We start from the raw sequence: 23,105 nt of genomic DNA, 5'->3' as shown, positions 1-23,105 counted from the left end.
CGCCATGGAGCATGCTGCACAACTCGTCGACCCCTTTATCTTCCGGCTGTCGATCTTCGTCCTCGCCGTCTTTGTCGGCTATTTCGTCGTGTGGTCGGTGACGCCTGCGCTGCACACGCCGCTGATGAGCGTGACCAACGCGATCTCCTCGGTGATCGTGGTCGGTGCGCTGCTTGCGGTCGGCGTCGCAAATGTCTCGAGCGGTTCGGGCTGGGCGCGCGGCTTCGGCTTCGTCGCGCTCATCTTTGCCTGCGTGAACATCTTTGGCGGCTTCCTTGTCACCCAGCGAATGCTGGCGATGTACAAGAAGAAGTCGAAGTAAGCGGCCACCTCGGGCTGATGGGATCAATGGGGACCTGAGATGAGCGCTAATCTCTCTGCATTCTTGTATCTCGTGGCGGGGGTGCTGTTCATCCTGTCGCTGCGTGGACTTTCGAGCCCGGCGTCGTCGCGCCAGGGCAATCTTTTCGGCATGATCGGCATGGCGATCGCGGTCGCCACTACGCTTGCGAGCCACCCGCCGGCTGACGGCGTGGCCTGGCTGCTGGTCATCCTCGCGATCGCGATCGGCGGCGGCATCGGTGCGGTGATCGCGCGCCGCGTGCCGATGACGTCGATGCCGGAACTGGTCGCCGCCTTCCACTCCCTGGTCGGCATGGCCGCGGTGCTGGTCGCCGCCGGCGCGTTCTATGCGCCCGAGGCCTTCGACATCGGCACGCCCGGCAACATCCATGCGCAGAGCCTGGTCGAAATGTCGCTCGGCGTCGCCATCGGCGCGCTGACCTTCACCGGCTCGGTGATCGCGTTCCTGAAGCTGTCGGCCCGCATGAGCGGCGCCCCGATCATTCTGCCGTTCCGTCACATCATCAACATCGCGCTCGCGATCGCGCTCGTCGTCTTCATCGTCGGGCTGGTGATGTCGGGCAGCGCGTTCGACTTCTGGATGACCGTCATCCTGGCGCTGGCGCTCGGCGTGCTCATGATCGTCCCGATCGGTGGCGCCGACATGCCGGTCGTGATCTCGATGCTCAACTCCTACTCCGGCTGGGCCGCGGCCGGCATCGGCTTCACGCTGGGCAATTCCGCGCTGATCATCACCGGCGCGCTGGTTGGCTCCTCCGGCGCGATCCTGTCCTACATCATGTGCCACGCGATGAACCGCTCCTTCATCTCGGTCATCCTCGGCGGCTTCGGCGGCGAGACGGCGGCGGCCGGCGGAGGAGCAGGCGGTGAGCAGAAGCCCGCCAAGCTCGGCTCGGCCGATGATGCGGCCTTCATCATGAAGAACGCGCAGAAGGTCATCATCGTGCCCGGCTACGGCATGGCGGTGGCGCAGGCCCAGCACGCGCTTCGTGAAATGGGCGATGTCCTGAAGAAGGAAGGCGTCGAGGTGAAGTATGCCATTCACCCGGTCGCGGGCCGCATGCCCGGCCATATGAACGTGCTGCTCGCCGAGGCCAACGTGCCCTACGACGAGGTGTTCGAGCTCGAGGACATCAACTCCGAATTCGCGCAGGCCGACATCGCCTTCGTGATCGGCGCCAACGACGTCACCAACCCGGCGGCCGAAGAGGACAAGACCTCGCCGATCTACGGCATGCCCGTGCTCCAGGTCTGGAAGGCCGGCACAGTGATGTTCATCAAGCGGTCACTGGCATCGGGTTATGCCGGTATCGACAATCCGCTGTTCTACCGCGACAACACCATGATGCTGCTCGGCGACGCCAAGAAGGTCACCGAGAACATCGTCAAGGCGATGTAGCATCGCGCGGCAGCGGCGCGTCAATCGGCGCGCCGTCCATGCGGCGGTGGGCGGCCGACGTGAGATTCCGTCCGGCATGACCGTCATCAAGTGGATCGCCATCATTCTTGCGGCCGGCTATCTCGCCGGTCTCGCGCTGCTCTATTTCAAGCAACGCGACATGCTGTTTCCGATCCCGACCATCGAGCGGACGGCGCCCGCTGCCGCCGGCTTTCCGGAAGCCGAGGAGCACGTCCTGGCGGCATCGGACGGCGAGAACGTGATCGCCTGGCACGTGCCGGCGCGGCCCGGCCGTCCCGTGATCCTCTATTTCCCTGGCAATGGCGATTTTCTCGCCGGCCTGGTCGGTCGTTTCAAGGCCTTGACGGCTGACGGCACCGGTCTCGTGGCTCTGTCCTATCGCGGCTATGCGGGCTCCAGCGGTGCGCCGAGCGAAGACGGCCTGCTGCGCGACGGGACGGCTGCGTATTCGTTCGCGGCGGCGCGCTATGACGCCCAGCGCATCGTCGCTTGGGGATTCTCGCTCGGGACCGGCGTTGCCGTCGCTGTGGCGTCCGATCATCCAATCCAAAAGCTGGTCCTCGAAGCGCCCTACACGTCGATCGCCGACGTCGCAGCTGCGCAATTCCGCTTCGTTCCGGTCCGCCTCTTGATCCGGGATCCGCTCCACTCGGACCGGCGCATTGCGCGCGTCACAGTGCCGCTCCTGATCGTCCATGGCGCGCAGGACCGGACCATCCCGATCGCATTCGGCGAGAGGCTGTTCGCGCTGGCGCGCGAGCCGAAGCAGTTCGTTCGTATCCCTGCGGGCGGGCATGACGATCTCGGCAGCTTTGGCATGGCCGAGATCGCGCGACGCTTCATTAGCGGCTCCTGAGGGCTGACGGGCGCGATCTTCTCGCGCATAATCGGCGGCCCGTCTAATGAAGGAATCGCCTGCATGAGCGCACACGGACCGATGCCGCGGTCGTCCTGGATCTTCCCCGCTCTGGCGGTGCTGCTATTCCTGATCGTCACCGTGACCGGCTACGGCTTCACCCTGTCGGCGGGCGGAGCCTTGTTCGCGGTCGTCCTGCTGGTGATCCTGTTCGGCACCGTGTTCGCGGCCGTGCATCATTCCGAGGTGATCGCGGAGCGGATCGGCGAGCCCTACGGCACGCTGCTGCTGACGCTCGCAGTGACCGTCATCGAGGTCGCGCTGATCACCACGATCATGCTCGGCGACAAGCCCGCGCCGGAACTGGCGCGCGACACCGTTTTTGCGGTCGTCATGATCGTCTGCAACGGTCTCGTCGGCCTCTGCGTGTTCATCGGCGGGCTTCGCTACCGCGAGCAGGGTTTTCAGGTCTCCGGTGCCAACGTCTATCTCAGCGTGCTGATCGCGCTCGCGACCCTGACGCTGATCATGCCCAACTACACGCTGACGACGCCGGGGCCGATCTATTCGACGCTCCAGCTCGGCTTCGTCGACCTCATCACGATCGTGCTTTATGGCGTGTTCCTCTACATCCAGATCGTCCTGCACAAGGACTACTTCGTTCACGAGCGGGCGGACGGTGAGGGCGGCGAGGCGCGTTTGTCAGGCAAGATGCTGGTGTTGAGCATCGTGCTGCTGCTGATCTCGCTCCTGGCCGTCGTTCTCCTCGCCAAGAAATTCTCGCTGGTGGTGGACGCCGTCGCCGACAGGATCGGCGCTCCGCCGGCGTTTGCGGGCCTCTTGGTCGCGCTCCTGATCCTGATGCCCGAGGGCGTCTCGGCGATCGCGGCGGCTCGCAAGAACGACCTCCAGAAGAGCATCAACCTGGCGCTCGGGTCCTCGCTCGCCACGATCGGCCTGACCATCCCGGCGGTCGGAATCGCCACCTATGCGTTCGACCAGCCGCTGGTACTGGGCCTCAATCCCCAGAACACGGCACTGATGTTCCTGACATTCTTGCTGAGCATGCTGACCTTCGGTACCGGCAGGACCAATGTCCTGTTCGGGCTGGTCCATATGGTGGTATTTGCCGTCTACGTGTTCATGGTCTTCGTACCCTGAACCGATTCCCAGGAGGGTTCCGATGCTTGCCGCCAGGTCCGAGGTTCAGGTCGACAATGATGAGGTCCGGGTGACCGAATGGCGGCTTGCCCCGGGCAGCGCGACCGGGCATCACACCCACGGAATGGACTATGTGATCGTTCCCGTCGTGGCCGGCGAAATGACCATCGTGGCGCCCAATGGGGAGCGTTCCAAGGCGCAGCTTGCGGCCGGAAAATCTTACTTTCGCAAAGCCGGCGTCCAACACGACGTACTTAACGAAACCTCAACCGAGATCGTGTTCCTTGAGATTGAGCTGAAGCCGTAAGGCACGCGTAACCTTTGCCATCGATCCGTCGCAGTTGATCCCTTACAATGCCCCAAAGTTCCCGCATCAGATCGCGCGGGGAGTGGCCGAGAAATGCTGAAATACCTCGCTAAAATTTCGATGGATATTTTCCCCTCGGTGCTCGCGACGATCATCGGGGCCTACATCGTTAATCACTACATCAACGCCAGGCCGGCGGCGGATACCCCGGCGGTGGTGGTGCCGGCCAATGCCGGCAAGGACGCCAAGCCGGCGGATACCGCCAACCTTCCCACGCCCGGCGTCAAGGCCAAGGGCGTCTCCGAGAAGAATGTGACCGAGAAGGCGACGGTCGAGAAGCCTGCCGACAAGTCCGAGACCAAGGCGGACGTCAAGGCTGCGGACGTTGCTCCCGCCGAGACCGCTTCGCACGGCCGTCCCGCGGCGCGTGAGAAGGCGGCTGCCAAGTCGCCCCCGGCAGCTACCACGCCGGTGGTTGAAGCTAATTCGGCGCCGGCTGCTGCGTCGCCTGCCGCGACCCCCGACGCCAATGATCTCGCGCGCGCCGCCATCGAGCGTCTGCGCAAGTCGCCCGAGGGGAAGGCCGCTGAGGCCAAATCTGTCGAGGCCAAGTCCGTCGAAGCCAAGTCCCTCGAGGCCAAGTCCCTCGAAGCCAAGTCCGCCGAAACCAAGTCCGCCGAGACCAAGCCGGCCGAGCGGACCGCTGAGCCTGCAATGCGGGAAGCTGCCCGCACGCCGGAGGCCCCGCGTGTCATCTCCTTGGAGCCGTCCGGGGTGCGTCCCCTGCCGCCGCCAATCACGGTGTCGACGCCCTTGCCCGAGGCCTATGGCAATGGCGGTTCCTCGCAGGGAAGCCCGTCCTACACGGCCTCGGTCGGCAACGACGACCCGAATCGGATGACGCCCCCGGCTGACATTCCCGTGCCGGTGATCGCGCCCCCGCTCGACCTGCGCGCCGACGCCGGTGCGTCAATGCCGCGGCCGAAGAAGACCAATGTCGCCGACGACATGCTGTCGGGCATGAAGTCGATGTTCCACTCGGTCCTGCCGAAGAGTTCCACCCCCGATTAAGACGCTCTGTCAGCCGCCAACGCGGGCCAGGCCGCTGCGGGCGGCGTCATCGCGTGGGCGCAGGCTGACGGCCTTGTTGTAGGACGCCGCAGCCTTGGTCTTGTCGCCCAGCCGCTCATAGGCCTGTCCCCGTGTCGTCCAGACCTGCGCGTTGTGCGGATCGGCCTCTGCAGCCTCATCGAGATCGGCCGCCGCCTCCTTGACCTTTCCGATGGCGAGATAGCTGACGGCGCGGCCGAGCAGCGGCTCGGCCTTTTGTGGATTGAGCCCGCTTGCAGCACCGAAATCGGCGATCGCGAAGTCGTGCTCGTTATTGCCTTGGTAGAGCAGGGCACGGCCGTAGAGCGCCTGCGCATTGTAGGGATCGAGCGCGACGGCGCGGTTGAACTCGTCGAGTGCTGCCTGCGTCTCGCCCGACTTGGCCAGTGCCTGGGCTTTTGTCGTGTGGGTCTGGGCTTCGGTGACGTTGGCGGCGCTGACTGCGTCATCCGGGGCGGCAGCCGCCTTGGGCGCCTCCTGCGGCTTGTCCTTTTCCGGCATCAGCGAGCCGAGATCGAAGGAGCAACCGCATAGTGCGATCCCCACCAAGGTCAGCGCGAGCGGCTGGCGCCAGATCCGGCGCAACCGCGCCAAGCCGGGCTCGGGGAAAGGGGAGGCCATCTACGGTTCGCTCGCGCTGGTGCCGCATCTGTAGTGCCCCATCCCAGAAAGGCACCGCTCACAAAATAATAACGCGGGCCCGGGGCCCGCGTCATTGAAAACTCAGTCCTGCAATCTCGGCAAGATCAGCGCGGTCCGCGCGGACCTGCACCAGCGCCCGGGCCGCCGCGGCCGCCACGGTCGCCACCGGGGCCAGCGCCGAACACCGGCTTCGGCTTCATCGGCAGCAGGCCTTCACGCTGCAGCTTCTTGCGGGCCAGCTTGCGCGCGCGGCGCACGGCTTCGGCCTTTTCGCGGGCCTTCTTCTCAGAGGGCTTCTCGTAGTGTCCGCGGAGCTTCATCTCGCGGAAAATACCCTCGCGCTGCATCTTCTTTTTCAGCGCCTTGAGGGCTTGGTCGACATTGTTATCGCGAACGAGAACCTGCACGCGGCATCCTCTTCAGTGGATCGGATTTGAATTCTGGTAAGTCAAAGGGACGGCAAAAGCGCAAGCCCTTAACCTTGAGCGCGCGGATGTATCAGACAAAACCTGCCATGTCCACCTGCCAAGCGGAGTTTCGGGCCAAGTTCAGCCATTAAATGCGGCGAAAATGCTTCCACGCGGGCCCGATTTGGGAGATTCGGCGCCAGAACGGGGGTCGCGACGGACATAGTTCCGGAATCTTTGAAATCAGGGGAGACGCCACATGGACATGAAGAAATATGCTGCTGAGGCCATCGGCACGTTCTGGCTCACATTCGCAGGCTGCGGCAGCGCGGTCATCGCGGCCGGCTTTCCGCAAGTCGGCATCGGCCTGGTCGGTGTGTCGTTGGCCTTCGGCTTGAGCGTCGTCACCATGGCCTATGCGATCGGCCATATCTCGGGGTGCCATCTCAACCCGGCCGTCACGGTCGGCCTTGCCGCCGGAGGACGCTTTCCGGCAGGCCAGATCCTGCCCTACGTGATCGCGCAGGTCTGCGGAGCGATCGTCGCCGCCGAGCTGCTCTATGTGATCGCCAGCGGTGCGCCGGGATTCGACGTCACGAAGGGCTTCGCCTCCAACGGTTATGGCGCGCATTCGCCCGGCCAGTACAGCATGGTCGTCTGCTTCGTCACCGAGGTGGTGATGACCATGATGTTCCTGTTCGTCATCATGGGCTCGACCCACGGTCGCGCGCCCGCGGGCTTTGCCCCGCTCGCGATCGGACTTGCGCTGGTGATGATCCATCTCGTCAGCATCCCCGTCACCAACACGTCGGTGAACCCGGCGCGTAGCACGGGCCCTGCGCTGTTCGTCGGCGGCTGGGCGCTGGCGCAGCTCTGGCTGTTCTGGGTCGCACCGTTGATCGGTGGCGCGCTCGGCGGGGTGATCTATCGCTGGCTCAGCGAGGAGCCCTCAGGCGTCGTCGCGGGCGTGAAGACGGCCTAGTGCATGATCCGGAAAAGTGCGAAGCGGTTTTCCGGAAAGATCATGCGCAAACAACCACCTGAAGCGCGATGACGATTCATCCAGATCTCATCGCGCTTTAGAGCGTTTTCGAGCGACGTGGATATCGGTTCGCGTCAAGACAAAAACTCGAAAAAACGGGATCGCAGCTTTTGCTGCGGTCCTCTCACTTGCTTTTTGAAGGCCTGACTTCGGTGACGTGGCCCATCTTGCGGCCGGGGCGCGGCACGCCTTTGCCGTAGATGTGGACGGTCGCGCCTGGCACGCTCAGCCAGGTCTCGTACTCGTTGATCTCGTCGCCGATCAGATTGGTCATGGTGACGACCTCACCGTGACGCACCGGCTTGCCGAGCGGCCAGCCGGCAATGGCGCGGATGTGCTGCTCGAACTGGGAGACGGACGCGCCGTCGAGCGTCCAGTGTCCGGAATTGTGCACGCGCGGAGCGATCTCGTTGACCAGCACCTTCGGCCCGGTGCCATTGGAGAGCACGAACATTTCCACCGCCAGCACGCCGACATAGTCGAGCGCGGTCGCGATCTTGCCGGCGATGCTGCGCGCCTCTTCGGCGAGCGCATCCGGGATCGGCGCGGGCGCGCGGGAAATCTTCAGAATGTGGTCGCGATGCTCGTTTTCGGTGACGTCGAAGCATTCGACCTGGCCTGCGGCCGAGCGCGCGGCGATCACGGAGATCTCGCGCTCGTACGGGATGAAGGCTTCCAGGATCGCCGATTTGGTGGCGAGGCTGGTCCAGACCTTCGCGATGTCGTCGCCCTCGCGGATGATGGCCTGGCCCTTGCCGTCATAGCCGAAGCGACGGGTTTTCAGGACGGCGGGGAGGCCGATCTTGGCGATCGCCTCGCGCAATGATGCGACCGAGGTGACGTCGGCATAAGCGGCGGTGCCGATGCCGAGCCGGGTGACAAAATCCTTCTCGGCGAGCCGGTCCTGGGTGGTCTCGAGGATCTTGCGGTTGGGCAGCACGGGGCGGCGTGCGTCCAGCACCATGGCGGCAGCGGCCGGCACGTTCTCGAATTCGTAGGTGATGACGTCGACGTCGTGGGCGAACATTTCGAGCGCTTCGACATCGGCATATTCGGCGCAGGTCGCGTTCAGCACGACGTCGAAGGCGGGCGAATCCGGATCGGGCGAGAACACCTGGCAGCGCAGGCCGAGCCGCGCCGCCGCCATGGCCAGCATCCGTCCGAGTTGTCCGCCGCCGAGAATTCCGATGGTGTCGCCGGGTTTCAGCTTCACCTGCTTTGCGTCAGTCACGCCTTGTCCTCCGGGCGCTCGGCAACCGCCTCGGTCTGGGCCTTGCGCCAGGCGGCGAGGCGGTCGGACAGGGCCGGATCGGACAGCGCCAGCACGGACGCTGCGAGCAGCGCCGCGTTGATCGCGCCGGCCTTGCCGATCGCGAGCGTGCCGACCGGAATGCCGGCGGGCATCTGAACGATCGAATAGAGCGAATCGATGCCCTTCAGCGTCCTGGACTCGACGGGCACGCCGAACACCGGCAGTTCCGTCAACGCCGCGGCCATGCCGGGCAGATGTGCAGCACCGCCGGCGCCGGCGATGATGACCTTGAAACCGGCCGCCTTGGCGCCCTTGGCGAAGCTAAAGAGCCGGTCAGGGGTGCGGTGTGCCGAAACGATGCGGGCGTCGAAGGTGACGCCAAGCGCTGTGAGCGTGTCGGCGGCGTGCCGCATCGTCTCCCAGTCCGACTGGCTTCCCATAATGATGGCGATCGGCGCGGTCATGGCGTCAATTGTGCTCGGAAAACAGAAAGATAGGCCAGATTAACGGTTCCGGCCGGCGGCTCGCAAGGCGGTGGCAAGGAGAAGCGAATGGACTATCCTGTCTTGGTGAATCCCCGCAAGCCTTCATTGAGCAGGATGCCCATGAAGAATCCAAAAAGGGCGACCGCTGCGAAGGCCAAAAAGGGCCGAAAAACCGGCGGAAGCCGAACGAAAACTGCATCCAAGCGGGCTGCGGCGCCGCGCCGTGCGGCCGCAGCTCGCGCTGCCAAGGAAACGAGCAAGGATAGCAGCAAGGCGACCATCCGCGGCCTGCGGACCAAGCTCACGCAGGCGCTGCGGCGCGTCGCCGAGCTCGAGGCGGCGGCCGACACCGATTTCCTGCTGGACATACCCAACCGGCGCGGCTTCGAGCGCGAGCTCCAGCGTGCCGTCGCCTACATGAAGCGCTACCGCGCCAGCGGCGCGCTGATCGTGCTCGACGTCGACCGGTTGAAGCCGATCAATGATTCCTTCGGTCATGGCGCCGGCGATGAGGTGCTGAAGGCGATCGCCGCGACGCTGACACGGCAGATCCGCGCCTCCGACGTGGTCGGGCGTCTCGGCGGTGACGAGTTTGCGCTGCTGTTGTGGAATCTCAGCGAGACCGATGCCAAGGCGAAGGCCCTGGTCTTCGAGCAGGCGATCGACGATTTGTCGTTCACCTTTCGCGGCCAGCACGTGACCGCGGGCGCCTCCGCCGGTGTCGCGTTGCTCGGTGCGCAGTCCGATGCCGTCCGCGCGCTGGAGGAGGCCGACGCCGCCATGTATGTGCGCAAGGCCCGCCGGCGGCACGAGCCGGAGATCAGGCTTGCCAGCAGCTGATCCTAAAGCGTGGCCAGATCTTCCGGGACGTTGCCGAATCTGCGCAGCAGCGTGGCGTCACCGAATTCGCCGGTCATGGGATCGCCGCTGCGGCTGAATGCGACCGCGCCGATGTGGCCGGCACTGCGCGCCAGGGCCTCGGCGCGCCGCAACGCGGCCGTCGAGCTCTGGCATTCCTCGGCGGCGCCCGCGACAGGCGATCCGTCGGCATCGATCAGGAAGGGCATTGCAACGTAGTAGGTCACGTCCGACATGGCGTTGCTCCATTGATGAATTCAAGCGGCGCCGCTCTTGCCCCGCGTCCAGCTGCGCGAGGTCTCGGGAACGCAGCCGGCCGAGATCGCGGCCTGCAGCTCTTCCAGTTCGGCTTCCAGATATTCGTTGGCCATGATCAGCGCCTTGATGGTGCTGCGCAGATTGCCGTCACACATCGCGATCGCCTGATCGCAGGCTTGCTCATAATAGCTGTTGTCGAGAAGGGCGGGGACTGACATCTGCGGTGTCCTTGCGGGCGTTTCCTGGGGCGTCGGGGGCAGGATTTATGTTCCTCTTTTGTTCTTTTCGAGTCAAGCGGATTCCTGCGCAGCAATCCGCGACTGCCAGCGGATCAGGCGATGATGTCGGGCGTGATCTGGTCTTCGATGAAGGCGATACGGTCGCGCAACAACAGCTTGCGCTTCTTCAGCCGCTGTAGCCGCAACAGGTCGGGGGCGGGCGATTGATGCAGTGCATCGATCGCCGCATCGAGATCTCGGTGTTCCTGCTGCAACCGGGTGAGCTCGGCTTCGAGCTCACGCTCGTCTTCATTGGTCATGTTTGCGGTGGCCGAAAACCGAAAGGCTGAGATTAAGGCTGTGGATGCCCTGTGGAAATTATCGTCCTTGTGCGGCGTGATCGCAAGCGGCCTGCGACCTTCGCGCACCGCGCTCTCGCAAGATATTTCAACGATTCGCCGCGGTGTAGCGCAAGCTCATTGATATCATGGATTTTTCACCACGTGGTTCCTTACTCACGCTTCATTACATATGAATTTCAAAAATGACGGTGCGACGAGGATACTTATCGACAGAACGAATCGGTGATGTACACTTCCTCGTCCGGATCGAATCCAAGGTTCACCCCTACCGAGGAGGTTTCGAATGACAATTCAGGCACATCTGGTTGAATTGGAACGGAAGCACAAAACTCTCGAAAACGAATTGCACGAAGCTCTCGTGCACCTTTCAACAGACGACCTGCAAATTGTTGAGTTGAAGCGACGGAAGTTGCTGGTCAAGGACCAGATCGAGCGTCTGAAGCATACCGGCGACACGCTCCACTAGTAACCCCCGTATCAGTGTAGAGTTTGATCGCATCCTTTCAGGCAGGGATGAGACCCTTTGTGCTCGTCCCTGCTGTAAGGTGCGCGATCATGGTTGCGCAGGATTAGATCAGCGCGAGCTCCGCGACGTGGTCTGCGATCGCGAGCGACGATGTCAGTCCCGGCGATTCAATGCCGAACAGATTGACCAGACCCGCGACGCCATGGTCGCGCGGACCCTGCATCAGGAAATCCTGCGTTGCTACGGCCGGCGGCACGATCTTCGGGCGGATGCCCGAATAGCTCGGCATCAACGCGCCGTCTGGAAGCGTCGGCCAGTATTTGCGGATCGCAGGATAGAAGCGCTCGGCGCGCGACGGATCGACCTCATAGTCGATCGTCTCGATCCATTCGACGTCGGGGCCAAAGCGCGCCTGTCCTGCCATGTCCAGGGTGAGATGCACGCCGAGCCCGCCGGGTTCGGGCACCGGATAGATCAGGCGCGAGAACGGTGCGCGCGTGTTGCAGCTGAAATAGTTTCCCTTGGCGAGATAGGCCGGCGGAATCCGGTCAACCGGCATGCCGTCGATGTGGCGCGCGACGGTCGTCGCCGAAAGGCCGGCGGCGTTGACCAGCAGGTCGCATTGCAAGGTCATCGGCGCTTCGCCGCCGGCTTCGATCTCGATCATTCCGGCATCCGCCTTGGCGCGGATCAGCGGCGTGTGAAAGGCGAACGCCGCGCCCGCTTCCTCTGCCTCGCCGCGCAGCGAGAGCATGTAGGCATGGCTGTCGATGATGCCGGTCGACGGCGAGAGCAGTGCGGCGTCGCAAGCCAACGCCGGCTCCAGCGCGCGCGCGGCTTCGCCCGAGAGCAACTGCATGTCGAGCACGCCGTTGGCCTCGGCATGCGCCTTGATCGATTGCAGCTTCTCGGTTTCCTTCGCATTGGTCGCGACGATCAGCTTGCCGCAGTTCTTGTGCGGGATGCCGCGCTCGCCGCAATAGCGATAGAGCGCATGCTTGCCGCTGACGCACATGCGCGCCATCCAGCTTCCGGCGCGGTAGTAGATCCCGGCATGGATCACCTCGCTGTTGCGTGAGGAGGTGATGGTGCCGATGGCCTCGGCTTCCTCGAGCACGATCACTTCGCGCCCGGCCTGGGCCAGCTTCCGGGCCACCGCGAGCCCGACGACGCCGGCTCCGATGACGACGCAGTCGACCCTATCCATGGTTGCGCAGAAGTCCCGTTGAAGTTGCCGAGAGGGCCGGTTTGCCTGGGAAACGAGCCGTGCTGCTGTTGTCCATTAAGGAAGAATTTATCATGTCAGGGCAATTGCCGTATTTCGCGTCACATTTTTCTGTTGGGCGTACAGGCGTTTACCCGATCCAAACCCGTGAAGCCAGACAATCCGCAGTTGAAATCGCGGGTGGCTGATGGCTGAGAAGAACTGGCAGGAAGGCAGCATGCTTCCGATTGCTGTGCAGGCCGTCGTGTGCCTGGCCAGCGCGGTCGCGCCTTCGCGTGCCGATGCCGACACCCTTGTTCCGCCGAACTATCTTGGCAATTTCGACCCCAATCTGGTCTGGGAAGCCCTGATCGGGGGCATTGTCGTCTGCGCGTTCCTGGCAGCCATCGCGCTGTGGATCCATTCCGCGCTGCGCCGGAGCAAGCGTTCGCAGTTGCGGCGCAACGCCTTCGTCTCCTCCGCGATGAACAATCTCAACCAGGGCGTGGTGATGACGGATGCGCAGCGGCGCATCATCTTCTGCAACGATCGCTATCTCGAGATCTACGGCCTGACGCGCTCGGATCTGTGGACCGGCATGAGCGGCTACGACATCCTCGAGTTGCGGCGCCAGCGCGGGGTCCTCGCCGTCTCCGACGACGACTTCTACGAGAAGGCGGCGAGCTCCAACGGCCTGATCAGCGAACTGCCGGACGGCCGCGCCATCCTGGTCAAATATTTCATTCTGCCGAATGGCGGCTCGGTGGCGACCCATCTCGACGTCAGCGAGCAGCGCAAGCTGTCGCGGCAGCTCGCCTCGACCAAGCAATTCCTGGAAACCGTGCTGGACAACGTGCCGGCCTGCGTGGCCGCGAAGAATATCGAAGACGGTCGCTACATCTTTGCCAACCGCGCCTATGAGCGGTTCTGGGGTTTTTCGCGCGACCAGGTCGTCGGCAAGAATGCGCGCGAGCTGTTCGGAGCGAAATCGGCGGCGAGCATCGAGGCGACCGACCGGGCCGCGCTGCTGGCGCCGGAAGGGCAGTATCGCAACGAGTTCGAGGTCGAGGTCCAGCGCGACCAGGCCCGGCGCATGGTGGCCTCGATCCGCATCGTGGTCCGCAACGAGAGCAACAAGCCGGAATTCCTGCTGGTGGTGTTCGAGGACATCACCGATCGGCAATCCCTGTCGATGGAGCTGGAAAGCACCAAGAAGTTCCTCGAGCTGGTGGTCGACAACATTCCGGTCGCGCTGATCGTGGAGCAGGTCAAGGATGGCAGCTACCTGCTCGCCAACCGCAGCGCTGAGACGATCCTCAACCGCCGGCGCGAGGAAGCCACCGGCCTGACCGCCTCCGACATCTTCAATGCCAAGGAAGCCAAGCTGATCATCGCGCGCGACGAGGCCGCGATCAAAAAGCGCGGGATGATCACCGAGGAGCATCCGATCTCCACCAAGGACGGCCTGCGCCTGTTCCTGACCCGGCGCGCCACGGTGCTCAACGATGCCGGCGAGCCGCAATATCTGATCAAGACCCACGAGGACGTCACCAACCGCCGGCAGACCGAGTCGCGGATGGCGCACATGGCCTATCATGACGGCCTCACCGATTTGCCGAACCGAGCCGCCTTCCTTCAGGCACTGAACCAGATGATCGAGGCCTGCGAGGGAACCGACGAGGAGTTCGCGGTCCTGTGCGTCGATCTCGACGGCCTCAAGGAAGTCAACGACGTGTTCGGCCATGCGCTTGGCGACAAGCTGCTGATCGAGGTGGCTCAGCGGTTCCAGGACGCCGCACGCGGCGGCCTGGTGGCGCGCCTCTCCGGCGACGAATTCGGCCTGATTATCGACGGCAAGCAGCCCGATGCGGGCCTCGCGCTGGCGCAGCAGCTTGGCGAGGTGCTTGCGCCCGAATTCCATATCGATGGCCGCGCGGTCCGAGCCGGTATCACCACCGGCATGTCGATCTTCCCGCACAACGGCCCCGATGGTGCTTCGCTGCTCGCCAATGCCGGCGCCGCCCTGTTCCGCGCCAAGCAGAAATCGCGCGGTACGATCAGCCTCTACCAGCCCGAGATGGACCAGCAGATTCGCGACCGTCGCGTGCTGCACCAGGATCTGTCAAAGGCGATCAAGAACGGCGAGCTGTCGCTGGCCTTCCAGCCCCAGGGCATCGCGCGCAACAGCGTCGTCGAGAGCGAGATCATCGGCTTCGAGGCCCTGGCGCGCTGGCAGCATCCGGTGCGTGGCCAGGTCTCGCCGGCCGAATTCATCCCGATCGCGGAAGAGAGCGGCCTGATCGTCGAGATGGGCGAATGGATCCTGCGCGAGGTCTGCCGCGAGGCGGCGTCGTGGCCGAAGCCGCTGCAGGTCGCGGTCAATCTGTCGCCGGCGCAGTTCATGCACGGCGACGTGGTCGGGCTCGTCCATTCGATCCTGATCGAGACGGGCTTGGCTCCCGGCCGGCTCGAGCTGGAAATTACCGAGGGCGTGCTGATCGAGGACTTCGATCGCGGCCTGGCGTTGCTGCGCCGTCTGAAGGCGCTCGGGGTCCGTATCTCGATGGACGATTTCGGCAGCGGCTATTCCTCGCTGAGCTATCTCCAGGCGTTTCCGTTCGACAAGATCAAGATCGACCGCGCCTTCATCATCAATCTCGGCCGCAATCCGCAATCAGCCGCGATCGTCCGCGCCGTAATCGACCTCGGTCACGGCCTCGACATGTCGATCATCGCCGAAGGCGTCGAGACCATCGACCAGCTCGCTTTCCTTGCCAGGGAAGGCTGTGACGGCGTGCAGGGGTATCTGCTCGGCAAGCCGCTGCCCATCGGGAAATATGCCGGCCTCGTCGGCCGCGTCGAGGCCATGGAGCTTGCGCTCAAGACCGGCTAGTGGTGTTGGGCACTCACCTCGCTCGCTCCCGACGGCTTCATGGCGGACTACGACCTCGCGATCATCGGTGGCGGCCTGAACGGCGTCAGCCTCGCGCGCGATGCCGCCGGCCGGGGCTTAAGGGTGATCCTGATCGAGCAGGGCGATCTCGCCGCCGCCGCGTCATCGGCGACACCGCGGCTGATCCACGGCGATTTATCCGTGCTGGAACGCCGCAACTTCTGGCGGGTGCGCCGGGCGTTGGCCGAGCGGGCGACCTGGCTCCGGATCGCGCCGCATCTGGTGCGGCCGATGAGCTTTGTGATCCCCGCCCATTCCGACGAACGTCCGCCATGGCTGTTGCGGGCAGGGCTGTATGTCTATGACGCCCTCACGAGCCGCGGCGGCCTGCTCGGATCGACGACGATCGACATCACGCATCATCCGGTGGGCAACGCGCTGAAACGGCCGTTCGGCATCGCGTTCGAATATGCCGATTGTGTCGTCGACGATTCGCGCCTGGTGGTGCTCACGGCGCTGGATGCCGCCGAGCGTGGTGCCGCGATCCGGACCGGGGCGCGCTGCGTGCGCGCCGACAGGACCGACGTCTGGCGGCTCGCGCTGATCGACCGCGGCCATCGCCGGGTGATCACGGCACGCGCGCTGGCCAATGCCACCGGCGGCTGGACGTCGATGGTCGCGGAGACCGTGCTGCGGCAGCCGCAGCCGGCGTTGGTGGCCACGCAGATGAGCCAGATCGTCGTGCCCAGGCTGTTCGAGTCCGACAACGTCTATGTGTTCCAGAACAGCGACGGACGGCTGATCTTTGCCGGCCCGTTCGAGCGTGATTTCACGCTGGTCGGCACGGTCACGCATGATTTCACCGGCGATCCCGCCATCGTGGCGATGCCGGGCGCCGATGTCAGCTATCTCTGCGAGGCTGCGAGCCGCTATTTCCGCGAGCGCGTTGGCCCGACCGATGTGGTGCGCACGGTCTCCGGCGTCAATTTGACGCCCGCGTCCGCGCGGCGACGCGACGGCACGACGCAGTTCCACGCGCGGCGCGGCAAGGCGCCGCTGCTCACGATGTTCGGCGGCGACGTTACGACCTCGCGGCTGCGCGCGGAGCGAGCGGTGACGCGGCTGACGCCGTTCTATCCGATGTCGCCGCGCTGGACCGCCGGCGCAGCATTGCCCGGGGGAGATTTTGCCTGGGATCGCTTCGAGACAGAGGTCGACCTCGCGTGCCACCGCTGGCGCTTTCTCTCCGAGCCGCAGGCCCGGCGCCTGGTCGCGGCCTACGGCTCGCGATTGCCGGCCGTGCTGGGCGAGGCGAAGACGCGCGACGAGCTGGGACCGGCCTTCGGCCCCGACCTGACCGGCGCCGAGGTGCGCTATCTCATGGCCCGCGAATGGGCGCGCTTTCCGGACGATATCCTGTGGCGCCGCTCCAAGCTCGGCCTAACCATGCCTGCGGCGGACCGCGACGCGCTGGCTGCCTTCATGGCGGGTGTGAACGATCCGCCCCGAACCGGTTGAGCAAAGCTCGATCCGCCGCTAGCGTGCGGCGGCATTGGGGTTGGCAGGGACCATGACTGACGAGTTGCCCAGAACGGACGCCGTGGCCAATGCGGCTGGAGAGATGCATCCGGCCGCGGGCGAGCCACTGTTGCGCATCGAGGGCGTGGCCAAGACGTTCGGGACGTTCCGTGCGGTCGACGGCGTGTCGCTCGACATCAAGGCCGGTGAGTTCTTTGCGCTACTCGGCCCCAGCGGCTGCGGCAAGACCACGCTGCTGCGCATGCTCGCGGGCTTCGAGGCTCCGGACGAGGGGCGCATCCTGCTCGGGGGCAAGGACATCGCGCAGGCGCTGCCGCATGAGCGCCCGATCAACATGATGTTCCAGAACTACGCGCTGTTTCCGCATCTCTCAGTGCGCGACAACATCGCCTTCGGTTTGAAGCGCGCACGTCTGGCACGCGCCGACATCGCAACGCGCGTCGCGGAGATGGTCGCGCTGGTAAAGCTGGACGGGCTGGAGAAGCGCAAGCCCGACCAGCTCTCCGGCGGCCAGCGGCAGCGCGTCGCGCTGGCCCGCGCGCTGGCGCGCCGACCGCAATTGTTGCTGCTCGACGAGCCGCTCGCAGCCCTCGACAAGAAGTTGCGCGAAAACACGCAAGGCGAGCTGATGCAGCTGCAGCGCCGGCTCGGCATGACCTTCATCATCGTCACCCACGACCAGGAAGAGGCGATGACGATGGCTGATAGAATCGGCGTGATGAATGCCGGCAAGCTCGCCCAGGTTGCTGGTCCGCGCGAGCTCTACGAGGCACCGCGCTCGCGCTGGATCGCGGAGTTCGTCGGCGACATCAATCTGTTCGACGCCGAATCCAAATTGTGCGATGGTCATCGCCTGATCATTGGTACGCGCGATGCGGGCACGCTGGTGGTGGCCGCGCCGCGCCAGCCCGTCGGCGAGAGCAGATTTTCGGTCGCGATCCGCCCCGAGAAGGTCAAGCTGTCGCGTCGCGGTCCCGTGAGCGAGGCCGGTCATGAAACCGCGATCAACCGGCTGGACGGCGTGATTGCCGACATCTGCTATCTCGGCGGCACCACCACCTACAAGGTGAAGCTCGATACCGGCGGCGTGGTGCAGGCGTCCGTCGCCAACAGCGCGCGCCTCGATGTCGATGCCTATAGCCTGAATCAGCAAATCGTCGCCTGGTTCACGCCTGACGATTGCGTGGTGCTGCCGTCATGAGCGCGCGCCGGATTTTCGCGCGACCGGCCCGCTTCGCCGCGATCGCACCCTATGTCTGGATGGTGTTGTTCTTCCTGGTGCCGTTCGGCTTCGTGCTGAAGATCAGCCTGTCGCAGACGGCAATCGCGCAGCCGCCTTACGAGCCGGTGTTCGACCTGACAGCGGGGTGGACGACGATCCGGGCGGCCTTTGCCGCGTTGGGAATCGACAATTTCAAGCTGATCGCCTCCGACGACATCTATGTGTTCGCCTATCTGCGCAGCCTCACCGTTGCGGTGACAGCGACCGCGTTGCTGCTGCTGATCGGCTATCCCATCGCCTACGGCATGGCGCGGCTGCCGAAGCGCTGGCAGGCGATGGCGATGGTGCTGGTGATCGTGCCGTTCTGGACCTCGTTCCTGATCCGCATCTATGCCTGGATCAACATCCTGCAGCACGACGGCCTGCTCAATCAGATCCTGCTGGCGCTGCATCTGGTCAGCCAGCCGGTGGTGTGGCTGTCCACCGACACCGCGATGTATATCGGCATCGTCTATTCCTATCTGCCGTTCATGATCCTGCCGCTCTATGCCACGCTCGCCAAGATGGAGCCGGCGCTGGAGGAGGCGGCCAGTGATCTCGGCGCGCCGCCGTGGCAGGTGTTCTGGCTCGTCACCTTCCCGTTGTCGTTGCCGGGCGTCGGCGCCGGCGTGCTCTTGTGCTTCATCCCGATCGTCGGCGAATTCGTGATTCCTGATCTGCTCGCCGGCTCGAATTCGCTGATGATCGGCCAGACGCTGTGGCTCGAATTCTTCACCAACAAGGATTGGCCGGTTGCCTCGAGCGCGGCGATCGTGCTGCTCGTGGTGCTGCTGCTGCCGCTTCTGCTCTATGAGCGGCTGCAGCGGCGGCAGCTGGAGGAACGGTGAGATGCGCAAGGTCTCCCGTCTGTCCCGCTTCAACATCGCCTCGCTCGCGCTCGGGCTCGGCTTCCTCTATCTGCCGATCCTCATTCTCGTTATTTATTCCTTCAACGCCTCGCGGCTGGTGACGGTGTGGGGCGGCTGGTCGCTGCGTTGGTATTACGAGTTCTTTGGCGACCGGGCCATGATCGAGGCATCCTGGATGAGCCTGCGGGTCGCGGTTGCATCTGCGACCATTGCGACGTTGATCGGCACGCTGGCTGCAGTGGCGCTGTCGCGCGGCGAGCGCTTTCGCGGCCGTACGCTGTTCTCGGGCATGCTCTACGCGCCGCTGGTGATGCCGGAGGTGATCACGGGACTGTCGTTGCTGCTGCTGTTCGTGGCGCTGAACGCCGAGCGCGGCTTCTGGACGGTGACGATTGCCCACACCACGCTGACGATGTGCTTCGTCGCCGTCGTCGTGCAGTCGCGCCTCGGCTCGCTCGACCGGTCGCTGGAGGAGGCGGCGATGGACCTCGGCTGCGCCCCCGTCCGCGCCTTCCTGTCGGTGACGCTGCCACTGATCGCGCCGGCGATCGTCGCCGGATGGATGCTCGCCTTTACGCTCTCGCTCGACGACCTCGTGATCGCGAGCTTCACCACGGGGCCTGGATCGGCGACGTTGCCGATCCGGATCTATTCCGAGGTGCGGCTCGGCGTAAAGCCGGAGATCAATGCGATCTGCACGCTGGTGATCGCCCTGATCGCGGTCGTCATCGTCATCGCCTCGCTTGCCTCAAAGCTTTCGAGCTCGCAGGGCGAGAGCGCGGCGCCGCTATAAGTCTGTCGTCATTGCGAGCGAAGCGAAGCAATCCAGAAAGTCTCCGCGGACATATTCCTGGATTGCCTCGCCTTCGCTCGCAATGACGAGCGGTGCTAGGACTTCACGGCGCCCGCTGTCAGCCCGCCCACCATGTAGCGGCGGAAGGCGTAATAGACCGCGGCCGGCGGCAGCGCGTAGATGAAGCCGGTGGTCATCAGCAGCTCCCAGGGCGAGTCGTCGGCGGCGAGGAAGTTGCCGAGTGCGACGGGAAGCGTGATCTCGCGATCGTTCGAGAGCAGCAGGAACGCGTAGAGATATTCGTTCCAGGCGAGCAGCACCGCATAGGTGCCGATCGCGACCAGCGAGGGCATCATCAGCGGCAGATAGACCAGGCGGAAGATCTGCAGCGTGGTGGCGCCGTCCATCACCGCGGCTTCATCCAGCTCGACCGGCAGCTTGTCCGAGGCCTGCTTGAGCACCCAGATCGCGTAAGGGCTGGCGATCGTCACCATCGCCAGGATCAGCGCCCAGTGATTGTTGAGCAGCCCGTAATTGCCCATGGTCCGGTACATCGGCACTGCGAGGAACGCCGCCGGAATGAAATAGGTGAACAGCGCGAGGTTCAGCACCATGCGTCCGCCCGGCACCTTCAGCCGTGAGATCGAGAACGCCGCGGCGGTCGCGATGAACAGCGTCAGCGCGCCGACTGCGGCTGCGATCAGCGTCGAATTCCAGAACTGCGCGTAGAAGTCGCGCAGGAAATAATGCTGCTGCTTGAACACGATTTCGAAGTTGTGCAGCGTCGGATGGTCCGGCCACAGCTTGCCCGAGAACGCGTCCTCCTTCGGGGAGATCGCGAACAGGAACATGTGGTAGATCGGGATCATCGTCCACAGGAAGACGGGAATACCGATCAGCAGCAGCCGCGCTTCCGTCGCGACGTCGCGCCAGGAAAATTCGCTTACGCCGGGAAGCTTCATCGCGACAACCGTTTCATCATGAAATACACGAGCGGCAGGACGAACGGCATCGCGCAGACGATGGAGGCCATCGCGAGCGAAAGCTGGTCGAGCCGGAGATAGCGGATGCCGAGCGTCGACAGCACGTGGGTGAGATCGGCCGGACCACCGCCGGTGAGCAGGTAGACGCTGTTGAAGTCGCCGAGCGTCCAGATCATCGAGAGCAGCGTGCAGGTGATGTAGAGCGTCTGCATCGACGGCCAGGTGATGAAGCGGAATTTCTGCCACCAGCTCGCGCCGTCGACCTCGGCAGCCTCGAACAGATCCTGCGCGATCGCAAGGCGGCCGGTGATCAGGATCAGCGTCCAGAACGGCAGCGACTTCCAGATGTGCACGCCGATCGCCATGGTCAGCGCCACGGTCGGGTCGTTCAGCCAGTTCGGACCGTCATCGCCGGTGAAAGAGAAAATGAGGTGGTTGATCACGCCCCATTCGGGATTGAACATGAAGCGCACGGACAGGATGGTCGGGATCGACGGCACCGCCCAGGGCAGGATGAAGATCACCGAGAGCCATTTGATCCAGGTGCGCTGCATGGCGAAGAAGCCGGACAGGAACAGCGCGATCAGCATCTTGATGTTGATGCCGATGACCAGGAAGATCAGCGTGTTGACCGCGGCGCGCGCGAAGATCGGGTCGTTATAGAGCGCGACATAGTTCGACGGGGCCCGCGCCAGCCACAGCCCGTAGCAGACGGGGTAGACCACGAAGGCGAGGAAAACGAGCAGATAGGGCGCGAGCAGCACGATGCCCCAGACCTGCGCCGGGGTCAGCCGCGGCGACAGGGGAGGGGAGGGGAGCGCATGATCGCCAGAGAGCGTGATCGCCATTCTTTGGGACTCTTTGAAAGGACTTCCGGCCGCACGAGGCGGCCGGTGTTAGCGTTTTGCCTCTCCCCGCGCCAGCGAGGAGAGGAAGAAAGAGAACTTAGCCCGCAACCTGCTTGATGCGGACAATCATCTCGTCGACGGCCTTGTCGACCGGGACCTTCTCGCTGACGACCCGATTCATCGCCTTGGCCCAGATGTTCTCGTTGTTGAGAATCGTGAACTTCCAGTTCTTGGTGAAGTCGAACGGTGCAGTGCCGCCCTTGAACTGCGCGTACACGGCCTTGCGATGCTTGTCAGCCTGCCAGAACGGGCTTTCCTGGCTTTCCTTGGTCACCGGGAACCAGCGGCCGAGCGCACCCTCGATATAAGGGCGGACATTCTCTTCCTGGAGCAGGAAGCTGATGAACTGCTTGGCCTCGGCCTTGTTCTTGGCTGCGGTGAAGATCAAGCCGGTCTTGACGTCCGAGCGGTAGCGGATGGTCGAACCATCCGGCGCCTTCGGGAAGGACGCGGTGATGATGTCCTGCTCATAGGCCTTCTTGCCGGCGTCGCGCTGCTCCTGCGTGAGCGCCTGATTCTGCGAGTCTTCGTACCACTTCGCCGCGATCGAGATCGTGAAATTGTGGGTCATCACGATCGTCTTGTTGTGGAAGGCGACGTTGTTGTCGGGATCCTTCCAGGTCGTCGAGGACGGCGGGGTGCAGCCCTTGATATAGGTGTCGGTGTAGTCCTTCAGCGCGTGGATCAGGTTCTCGCGTACCTTAGGGTCGTCGACCGTGAGCTTGCCGTCATCATCGACCAGCTTGACGTGATAGGCGTCCATGAAGGTGTAGAACGACTGGAAGGCGTCGGTCGACTCCACGCCCATCGGCTGGCCGACGGCGTAGATGCGCTGGCCGGTGGCCTTGCGGATGCCCGGCTGCACCTTGTCGCACCAGAATGACCAGTAGCCCGCCCAGTCGGTCGGGATGTCGCTCTGCTTGAAACCGGCTTTCTCCAGCATGTCGTTCCAAATCTGGACGTGCATGCTCTGCTGCTTCAGCGGGAAGCCGTAATAGGCCTTCTTCTTGGTGACGTCGTTATAGAGGATCGAGGCGTCCAGCGTGTTCTGAACGAACCGGTCCTTGATCGGCTCCATGACGTCGGTGAGATCCTCGAGCTTGCCCTCGTAGGCCCACTTGCCTTGCGCCTGCACGTCATAGGAATCGGAATAGGCGACGTCGGGCACGGTGCCGGCGTCGAGTGCGGCGACCGTCTTCGGAATCATGTCCTGGATCGCGTACTGCGACAATTCGACCTTGATGCCCGTCTTGGCTTCGAACTTCTTGATCGTATCGAGCAGCGCGTCGTCTTCGGAGCGATAGAAGCCCTTGCCCCACCAGACCGTAATCGTCTTTTGCTGTGCAAATGCGGGTGCAGCGGCTGCAAACAGCCCGGCCGCAGCGACCGCCAGTGATACTGCGCCAATAACCTTGAATTTCACGTTTTTCTCCCTCAAGCCGCCGGTG

26 protein-coding genes are annotated in these 23,105 nt (G+C 64.0%); 15 read left to right on the top strand and 11 right to left on the bottom strand.

Going from position 1 to position 23,105, the window contains the following annotated elements:
- The first annotated feature begins 4 nt into the window (after positions 1 to 4).
- The 6 genes from K3F49_RS08675 to K3F49_RS08650 all read left to right on the top strand — a co-directional run bounded on the left by K3F49_RS08675 (position 5) and on the right by K3F49_RS08650 (position 5,178).
- The gene (locus tag K3F49_RS08675) at positions 5 to 322 is read left to right on the top strand and encodes a proton-translocating transhydrogenase family protein (protein WP_027532463.1); all 318 of its coding nucleotides are present in this window, start codon (positions 5 to 7) and stop codon (positions 320 to 322) included.
- Positions 323 to 361: 39 nt separating this feature from the next.
- Positions 362 to 1,762 (top strand): NAD(P)(+) transhydrogenase (Re/Si-specific) subunit beta, encoded by a 1,401-nt coding sequence (locus tag K3F49_RS08670; protein ID WP_234680452.1) that lies wholly within the window; start codon positions 362 to 364, stop codon positions 1,760 to 1,762.
- Positions 1,763 to 1,838: 76 nt separating this feature from the next.
- Entirely contained in the window at positions 1,839 to 2,639 is an 801-nt protein-coding gene (locus K3F49_RS08665; RefSeq protein ID WP_234680451.1) for an alpha/beta hydrolase, read from the top strand.
- A 63-nt stretch (positions 2,640 to 2,702) separates the two neighbouring features.
- Positions 2,703 to 3,800, top strand: coding sequence for a calcium:proton antiporter (locus K3F49_RS08660; protein ID WP_234680450.1), 1,098 nt, complete (start codon positions 2,703 to 2,705; stop codon positions 3,798 to 3,800).
- A 22-nt stretch (positions 3,801 to 3,822) separates the two neighbouring features.
- On the top strand, positions 3,823 to 4,107 hold the full coding sequence (locus K3F49_RS08655) for a cupin domain-containing protein (RefSeq protein ID WP_234680449.1): 285 nt from the start codon (positions 3,823 to 3,825) through the stop codon (positions 4,105 to 4,107).
- A gap of 93 nt (positions 4,108 to 4,200) precedes the next feature.
- Positions 4,201 to 5,178, top strand: coding sequence for a prolipoprotein diacylglyceryl transferase (locus tag K3F49_RS08650; RefSeq protein ID WP_234680448.1), 978 nt, complete (start codon positions 4,201 to 4,203; stop codon positions 5,176 to 5,178).
- Positions 5,179 to 5,187: 9 nt separating this feature from the next.
- Here the strand turns inward: K3F49_RS08650 and K3F49_RS08645 are convergent, their stop codons facing one another.
- Positions 5,188 to 5,838, bottom strand: a complete 651-nt coding sequence (locus K3F49_RS08645; protein ID WP_234680447.1) for a tetratricopeptide repeat protein — start codon at positions 5,836 to 5,838, stop codon at positions 5,188 to 5,190.
- 125 nt (positions 5,839 to 5,963) lie between these two features.
- The gene (gene rpsU, locus K3F49_RS08640; protein ID WP_092227201.1) at positions 5,964 to 6,266 is read right to left on the bottom strand and encodes a 30S ribosomal protein S21; all 303 of its coding nucleotides are present in this window, start codon (positions 6,264 to 6,266) and stop codon (positions 5,964 to 5,966) included.
- 259 nt (positions 6,267 to 6,525) lie between these two features.
- Between rpsU and aqpZ the strand changes: the two genes are divergently transcribed.
- Entirely contained in the window at positions 6,526 to 7,248 is a 723-nt protein-coding gene (aqpZ, locus tag K3F49_RS08635) for an aquaporin Z (RefSeq protein WP_234680446.1), read from the top strand.
- A 184-nt stretch (positions 7,249 to 7,432) separates the two neighbouring features.
- Here aqpZ and K3F49_RS08630 read toward each other — a convergent pair whose 3' ends face one another.
- Both K3F49_RS08630 and purE read right to left on the bottom strand, forming a co-directional pair.
- On the bottom strand, positions 7,433 to 8,539 hold the full coding sequence (locus K3F49_RS08630; RefSeq protein WP_234680445.1) for a 5-(carboxyamino)imidazole ribonucleotide synthase: 1,107 nt from the start codon (positions 8,537 to 8,539) through the stop codon (positions 7,433 to 7,435).
- The gene (purE, locus tag K3F49_RS08625) at positions 8,536 to 9,024 is read right to left on the bottom strand and encodes a 5-(carboxyamino)imidazole ribonucleotide mutase (protein WP_234680444.1); all 489 of its coding nucleotides are present in this window, start codon (positions 9,022 to 9,024) and stop codon (positions 8,536 to 8,538) included. Before purE ends, K3F49_RS08630 begins: the two co-directional genes overlap by 4 nt.
- Before the next feature lie 141 nt (positions 9,025 to 9,165).
- Here purE and K3F49_RS08620 point away from each other — a divergent pair, with 141 nt between their 5' ends.
- Entirely contained in the window at positions 9,166 to 9,885 is a 720-nt protein-coding gene (locus K3F49_RS08620; RefSeq protein WP_234680443.1) for a GGDEF domain-containing protein, read from the top strand.
- A gap of 2 nt (positions 9,886 to 9,887) precedes the next feature.
- On the opposite strand, the gene K3F49_RS08615 is transcribed toward K3F49_RS08620, so the two are convergent.
- From K3F49_RS08615 to K3F49_RS08605, 3 genes are all read right to left on the bottom strand, one after another.
- A complete protein-coding gene (locus K3F49_RS08615) occupies positions 9,888 to 10,139 on the bottom strand; it encodes a hypothetical protein (protein ID WP_234680442.1) in 252 nt (83 codons plus the stop codon).
- A 21-nt stretch (positions 10,140 to 10,160) separates the two neighbouring features.
- Entirely contained in the window at positions 10,161 to 10,379 is a 219-nt protein-coding gene (locus tag K3F49_RS08610; RefSeq protein ID WP_234680441.1) for a hypothetical protein, read from the bottom strand.
- Positions 10,380 to 10,492: 113 nt separating this feature from the next.
- A complete protein-coding gene (locus tag K3F49_RS08605) occupies positions 10,493 to 10,699 on the bottom strand; it encodes a YdcH family protein (RefSeq protein ID WP_008546179.1) in 207 nt (68 codons plus the stop codon).
- A gap of 325 nt (positions 10,700 to 11,024) precedes the next feature.
- On the opposite strand from K3F49_RS08605, the gene K3F49_RS08600 reads away from it, so the two are divergent.
- Positions 11,025 to 11,207 (top strand): YdcH family protein, encoded by a 183-nt coding sequence (locus K3F49_RS08600; protein WP_234680440.1) that lies wholly within the window; start codon positions 11,025 to 11,027, stop codon positions 11,205 to 11,207.
- Between the two features lie 103 nt (positions 11,208 to 11,310).
- Here the strand turns inward: K3F49_RS08600 and K3F49_RS08595 are convergent, their stop codons facing one another.
- Complete coding sequence (locus K3F49_RS08595; protein WP_234680439.1) at positions 11,311 to 12,414, bottom strand: NAD(P)/FAD-dependent oxidoreductase; 1,104 nt, start codon at positions 12,412 to 12,414, stop codon at positions 11,311 to 11,313.
- A 59-nt stretch (positions 12,415 to 12,473) separates the two neighbouring features.
- Here K3F49_RS08595 and K3F49_RS08590 point away from each other — a divergent pair, with 59 nt between their 5' ends.
- The 6 genes from K3F49_RS08590 to K3F49_RS08565 are packed head-to-tail and all read left to right on the top strand — an operon-like array spanning position 12,474 to position 19,766.
- Complete coding sequence (locus K3F49_RS08590) at positions 12,474 to 12,620, top strand: hypothetical protein (RefSeq protein WP_234680438.1); 147 nt, start codon at positions 12,474 to 12,476, stop codon at positions 12,618 to 12,620.
- Positions 12,620 to 15,304: a sensor domain-containing protein gene (locus K3F49_RS08585; RefSeq protein WP_234680437.1), complete on the top strand. Its 2,685-nt coding sequence runs from the start codon at positions 12,620 to 12,622 to the stop codon at positions 15,302 to 15,304. The genes K3F49_RS08590 and K3F49_RS08585 overlap by 1 nt, the downstream gene beginning before the upstream one ends.
- Positions 15,305 to 15,343: 39 nt before the next feature.
- Complete coding sequence (locus K3F49_RS08580) at positions 15,344 to 16,822, top strand: glycerol-3-phosphate dehydrogenase (RefSeq protein ID WP_234680436.1); 1,479 nt, start codon at positions 15,344 to 15,346, stop codon at positions 16,820 to 16,822.
- 52 nt (positions 16,823 to 16,874) lie between these two features.
- Entirely contained in the window at positions 16,875 to 18,044 is a 1,170-nt protein-coding gene (locus tag K3F49_RS08575) for an ABC transporter ATP-binding protein (protein ID WP_234680435.1), read from the top strand.
- Entirely contained in the window at positions 18,041 to 18,952 is a 912-nt protein-coding gene (locus tag K3F49_RS08570; RefSeq protein WP_234680434.1) for an ABC transporter permease, read from the top strand. The genes K3F49_RS08575 and K3F49_RS08570 overlap by 4 nt, the downstream gene beginning before the upstream one ends.
- 1 nt (position 18,953) lies before the next feature.
- The gene (locus K3F49_RS08565) at positions 18,954 to 19,766 is read left to right on the top strand and encodes an ABC transporter permease (protein ID WP_234680433.1); all 813 of its coding nucleotides are present in this window, start codon (positions 18,954 to 18,956) and stop codon (positions 19,764 to 19,766) included.
- Between the two features lie 95 nt (positions 19,767 to 19,861).
- On the opposite strand, the gene K3F49_RS08560 is transcribed toward K3F49_RS08565, so the two are convergent.
- The 3 genes from K3F49_RS08560 to K3F49_RS08550 form a co-directional block, all read right to left on the bottom strand.
- Positions 19,862 to 20,728, bottom strand: coding sequence for a carbohydrate ABC transporter permease (locus tag K3F49_RS08560; RefSeq protein WP_234680432.1), 867 nt, complete (start codon positions 20,726 to 20,728; stop codon positions 19,862 to 19,864).
- Positions 20,725 to 21,597, bottom strand: coding sequence for a carbohydrate ABC transporter permease (locus K3F49_RS08555; RefSeq protein WP_234680431.1), 873 nt, complete (start codon positions 21,595 to 21,597; stop codon positions 20,725 to 20,727). Before K3F49_RS08555 ends, K3F49_RS08560 begins: the two co-directional genes overlap by 4 nt.
- Positions 21,598 to 21,694: 97 nt before the next feature.
- Positions 21,695 to 23,080: an ABC transporter substrate-binding protein gene (locus K3F49_RS08550; RefSeq protein WP_234680430.1), complete on the bottom strand. Its 1,386-nt coding sequence runs from the start codon at positions 23,078 to 23,080 to the stop codon at positions 21,695 to 21,697.
- Positions 23,081 to 23,105 lie beyond the last annotated feature (25 nt).

Source organism: Bradyrhizobium monzae (genome assembly GCF_021458635.1).
Classification (GTDB): Bacteria; Pseudomonadota; Alphaproteobacteria; order Rhizobiales; family Xanthobacteraceae; genus Bradyrhizobium.
The sequence above is the reverse complement of the archived record's forward strand: the minus strand, read 5'-3'. Positions and strand labels throughout refer to the sequence as shown.

Bases quoted from the DNA above. Each gene is read 5' to 3' on its own strand.
- K3F49_RS08675 (WP_027532463.1), top strand. From the start codon at position 5: ATGGAGCATGCTGCACAACTCGTCGACCCCTTTATCTTCCGGCTGTCG.
- K3F49_RS08670 (WP_234680452.1), top strand. From the start codon at position 362: ATGAGCGCTAATCTCTCTGCATTCTTGTATCTCGTGGCGGGGGTGCTG.
- K3F49_RS08665 (WP_234680451.1), top strand. From the start codon at position 1,839: ATGACCGTCATCAAGTGGATCGCCATCATTCTTGCGGCCGGCTATCTC.
- K3F49_RS08660 (WP_234680450.1), top strand. From the start codon at position 2,703: ATGAGCGCACACGGACCGATGCCGCGGTCGTCCTGGATCTTCCCCGCT.
- K3F49_RS08655 (WP_234680449.1), top strand. From the start codon at position 3,823: ATGCTTGCCGCCAGGTCCGAGGTTCAGGTCGACAATGATGAGGTCCGG.
- K3F49_RS08650 (WP_234680448.1), top strand. From the start codon at position 4,201: ATGCTGAAATACCTCGCTAAAATTTCGATGGATATTTTCCCCTCGGTG.
- K3F49_RS08645 (WP_234680447.1), bottom strand. From the start codon at position 5,838: ATGGCCTCCCCTTTCCCCGAGCCCGGCTTGGCGCGGTTGCGCCGGATC.
- aqpZ (WP_234680446.1), top strand. From the start codon at position 6,526: ATGGACATGAAGAAATATGCTGCTGAGGCCATCGGCACGTTCTGGCTC.
- purE (WP_234680444.1), bottom strand. From the start codon at position 9,024: ATGACCGCGCCGATCGCCATCATTATGGGAAGCCAGTCGGACTGGGAG.
- K3F49_RS08620 (WP_234680443.1), top strand. From the start codon at position 9,166: ATGAAGAATCCAAAAAGGGCGACCGCTGCGAAGGCCAAAAAGGGCCGA.
- K3F49_RS08615 (WP_234680442.1), bottom strand. From the start codon at position 10,139: ATGTCGGACGTGACCTACTACGTTGCAATGCCCTTCCTGATCGATGCC.
- K3F49_RS08610 (WP_234680441.1), bottom strand. From the start codon at position 10,379: ATGTCAGTCCCCGCCCTTCTCGACAACAGCTATTATGAGCAAGCCTGC.
- K3F49_RS08605 (WP_008546179.1), bottom strand. From the start codon at position 10,699: ATGACCAATGAAGACGAGCGTGAGCTCGAAGCCGAGCTCACCCGGTTG.
- K3F49_RS08600 (WP_234680440.1), top strand. From the start codon at position 11,025: ATGACAATTCAGGCACATCTGGTTGAATTGGAACGGAAGCACAAAACT.
- K3F49_RS08595 (WP_234680439.1), bottom strand. From the start codon at position 12,414: ATGGATAGGGTCGACTGCGTCGTCATCGGAGCCGGCGTCGTCGGGCTC.
- K3F49_RS08585 (WP_234680437.1), top strand. From the start codon at position 12,620: ATGGCTGAGAAGAACTGGCAGGAAGGCAGCATGCTTCCGATTGCTGTG.
- K3F49_RS08580 (WP_234680436.1), top strand. From the start codon at position 15,344: ATGGCGGACTACGACCTCGCGATCATCGGTGGCGGCCTGAACGGCGTC.
- K3F49_RS08575 (WP_234680435.1), top strand. From the start codon at position 16,875: ATGACTGACGAGTTGCCCAGAACGGACGCCGTGGCCAATGCGGCTGGA.
- K3F49_RS08570 (WP_234680434.1), top strand. From the start codon at position 18,041: ATGAGCGCGCGCCGGATTTTCGCGCGACCGGCCCGCTTCGCCGCGATC.
- K3F49_RS08565 (WP_234680433.1), top strand. From the start codon at position 18,954: ATGCGCAAGGTCTCCCGTCTGTCCCGCTTCAACATCGCCTCGCTCGCG.
- K3F49_RS08560 (WP_234680432.1), bottom strand. From the start codon at position 20,728: ATGAAGCTTCCCGGCGTAAGCGAATTTTCCTGGCGCGACGTCGCGACG.
- K3F49_RS08555 (WP_234680431.1), bottom strand. From the start codon at position 21,597: ATGGCGATCACGCTCTCTGGCGATCATGCGCTCCCCTCCCCTCCCCTG.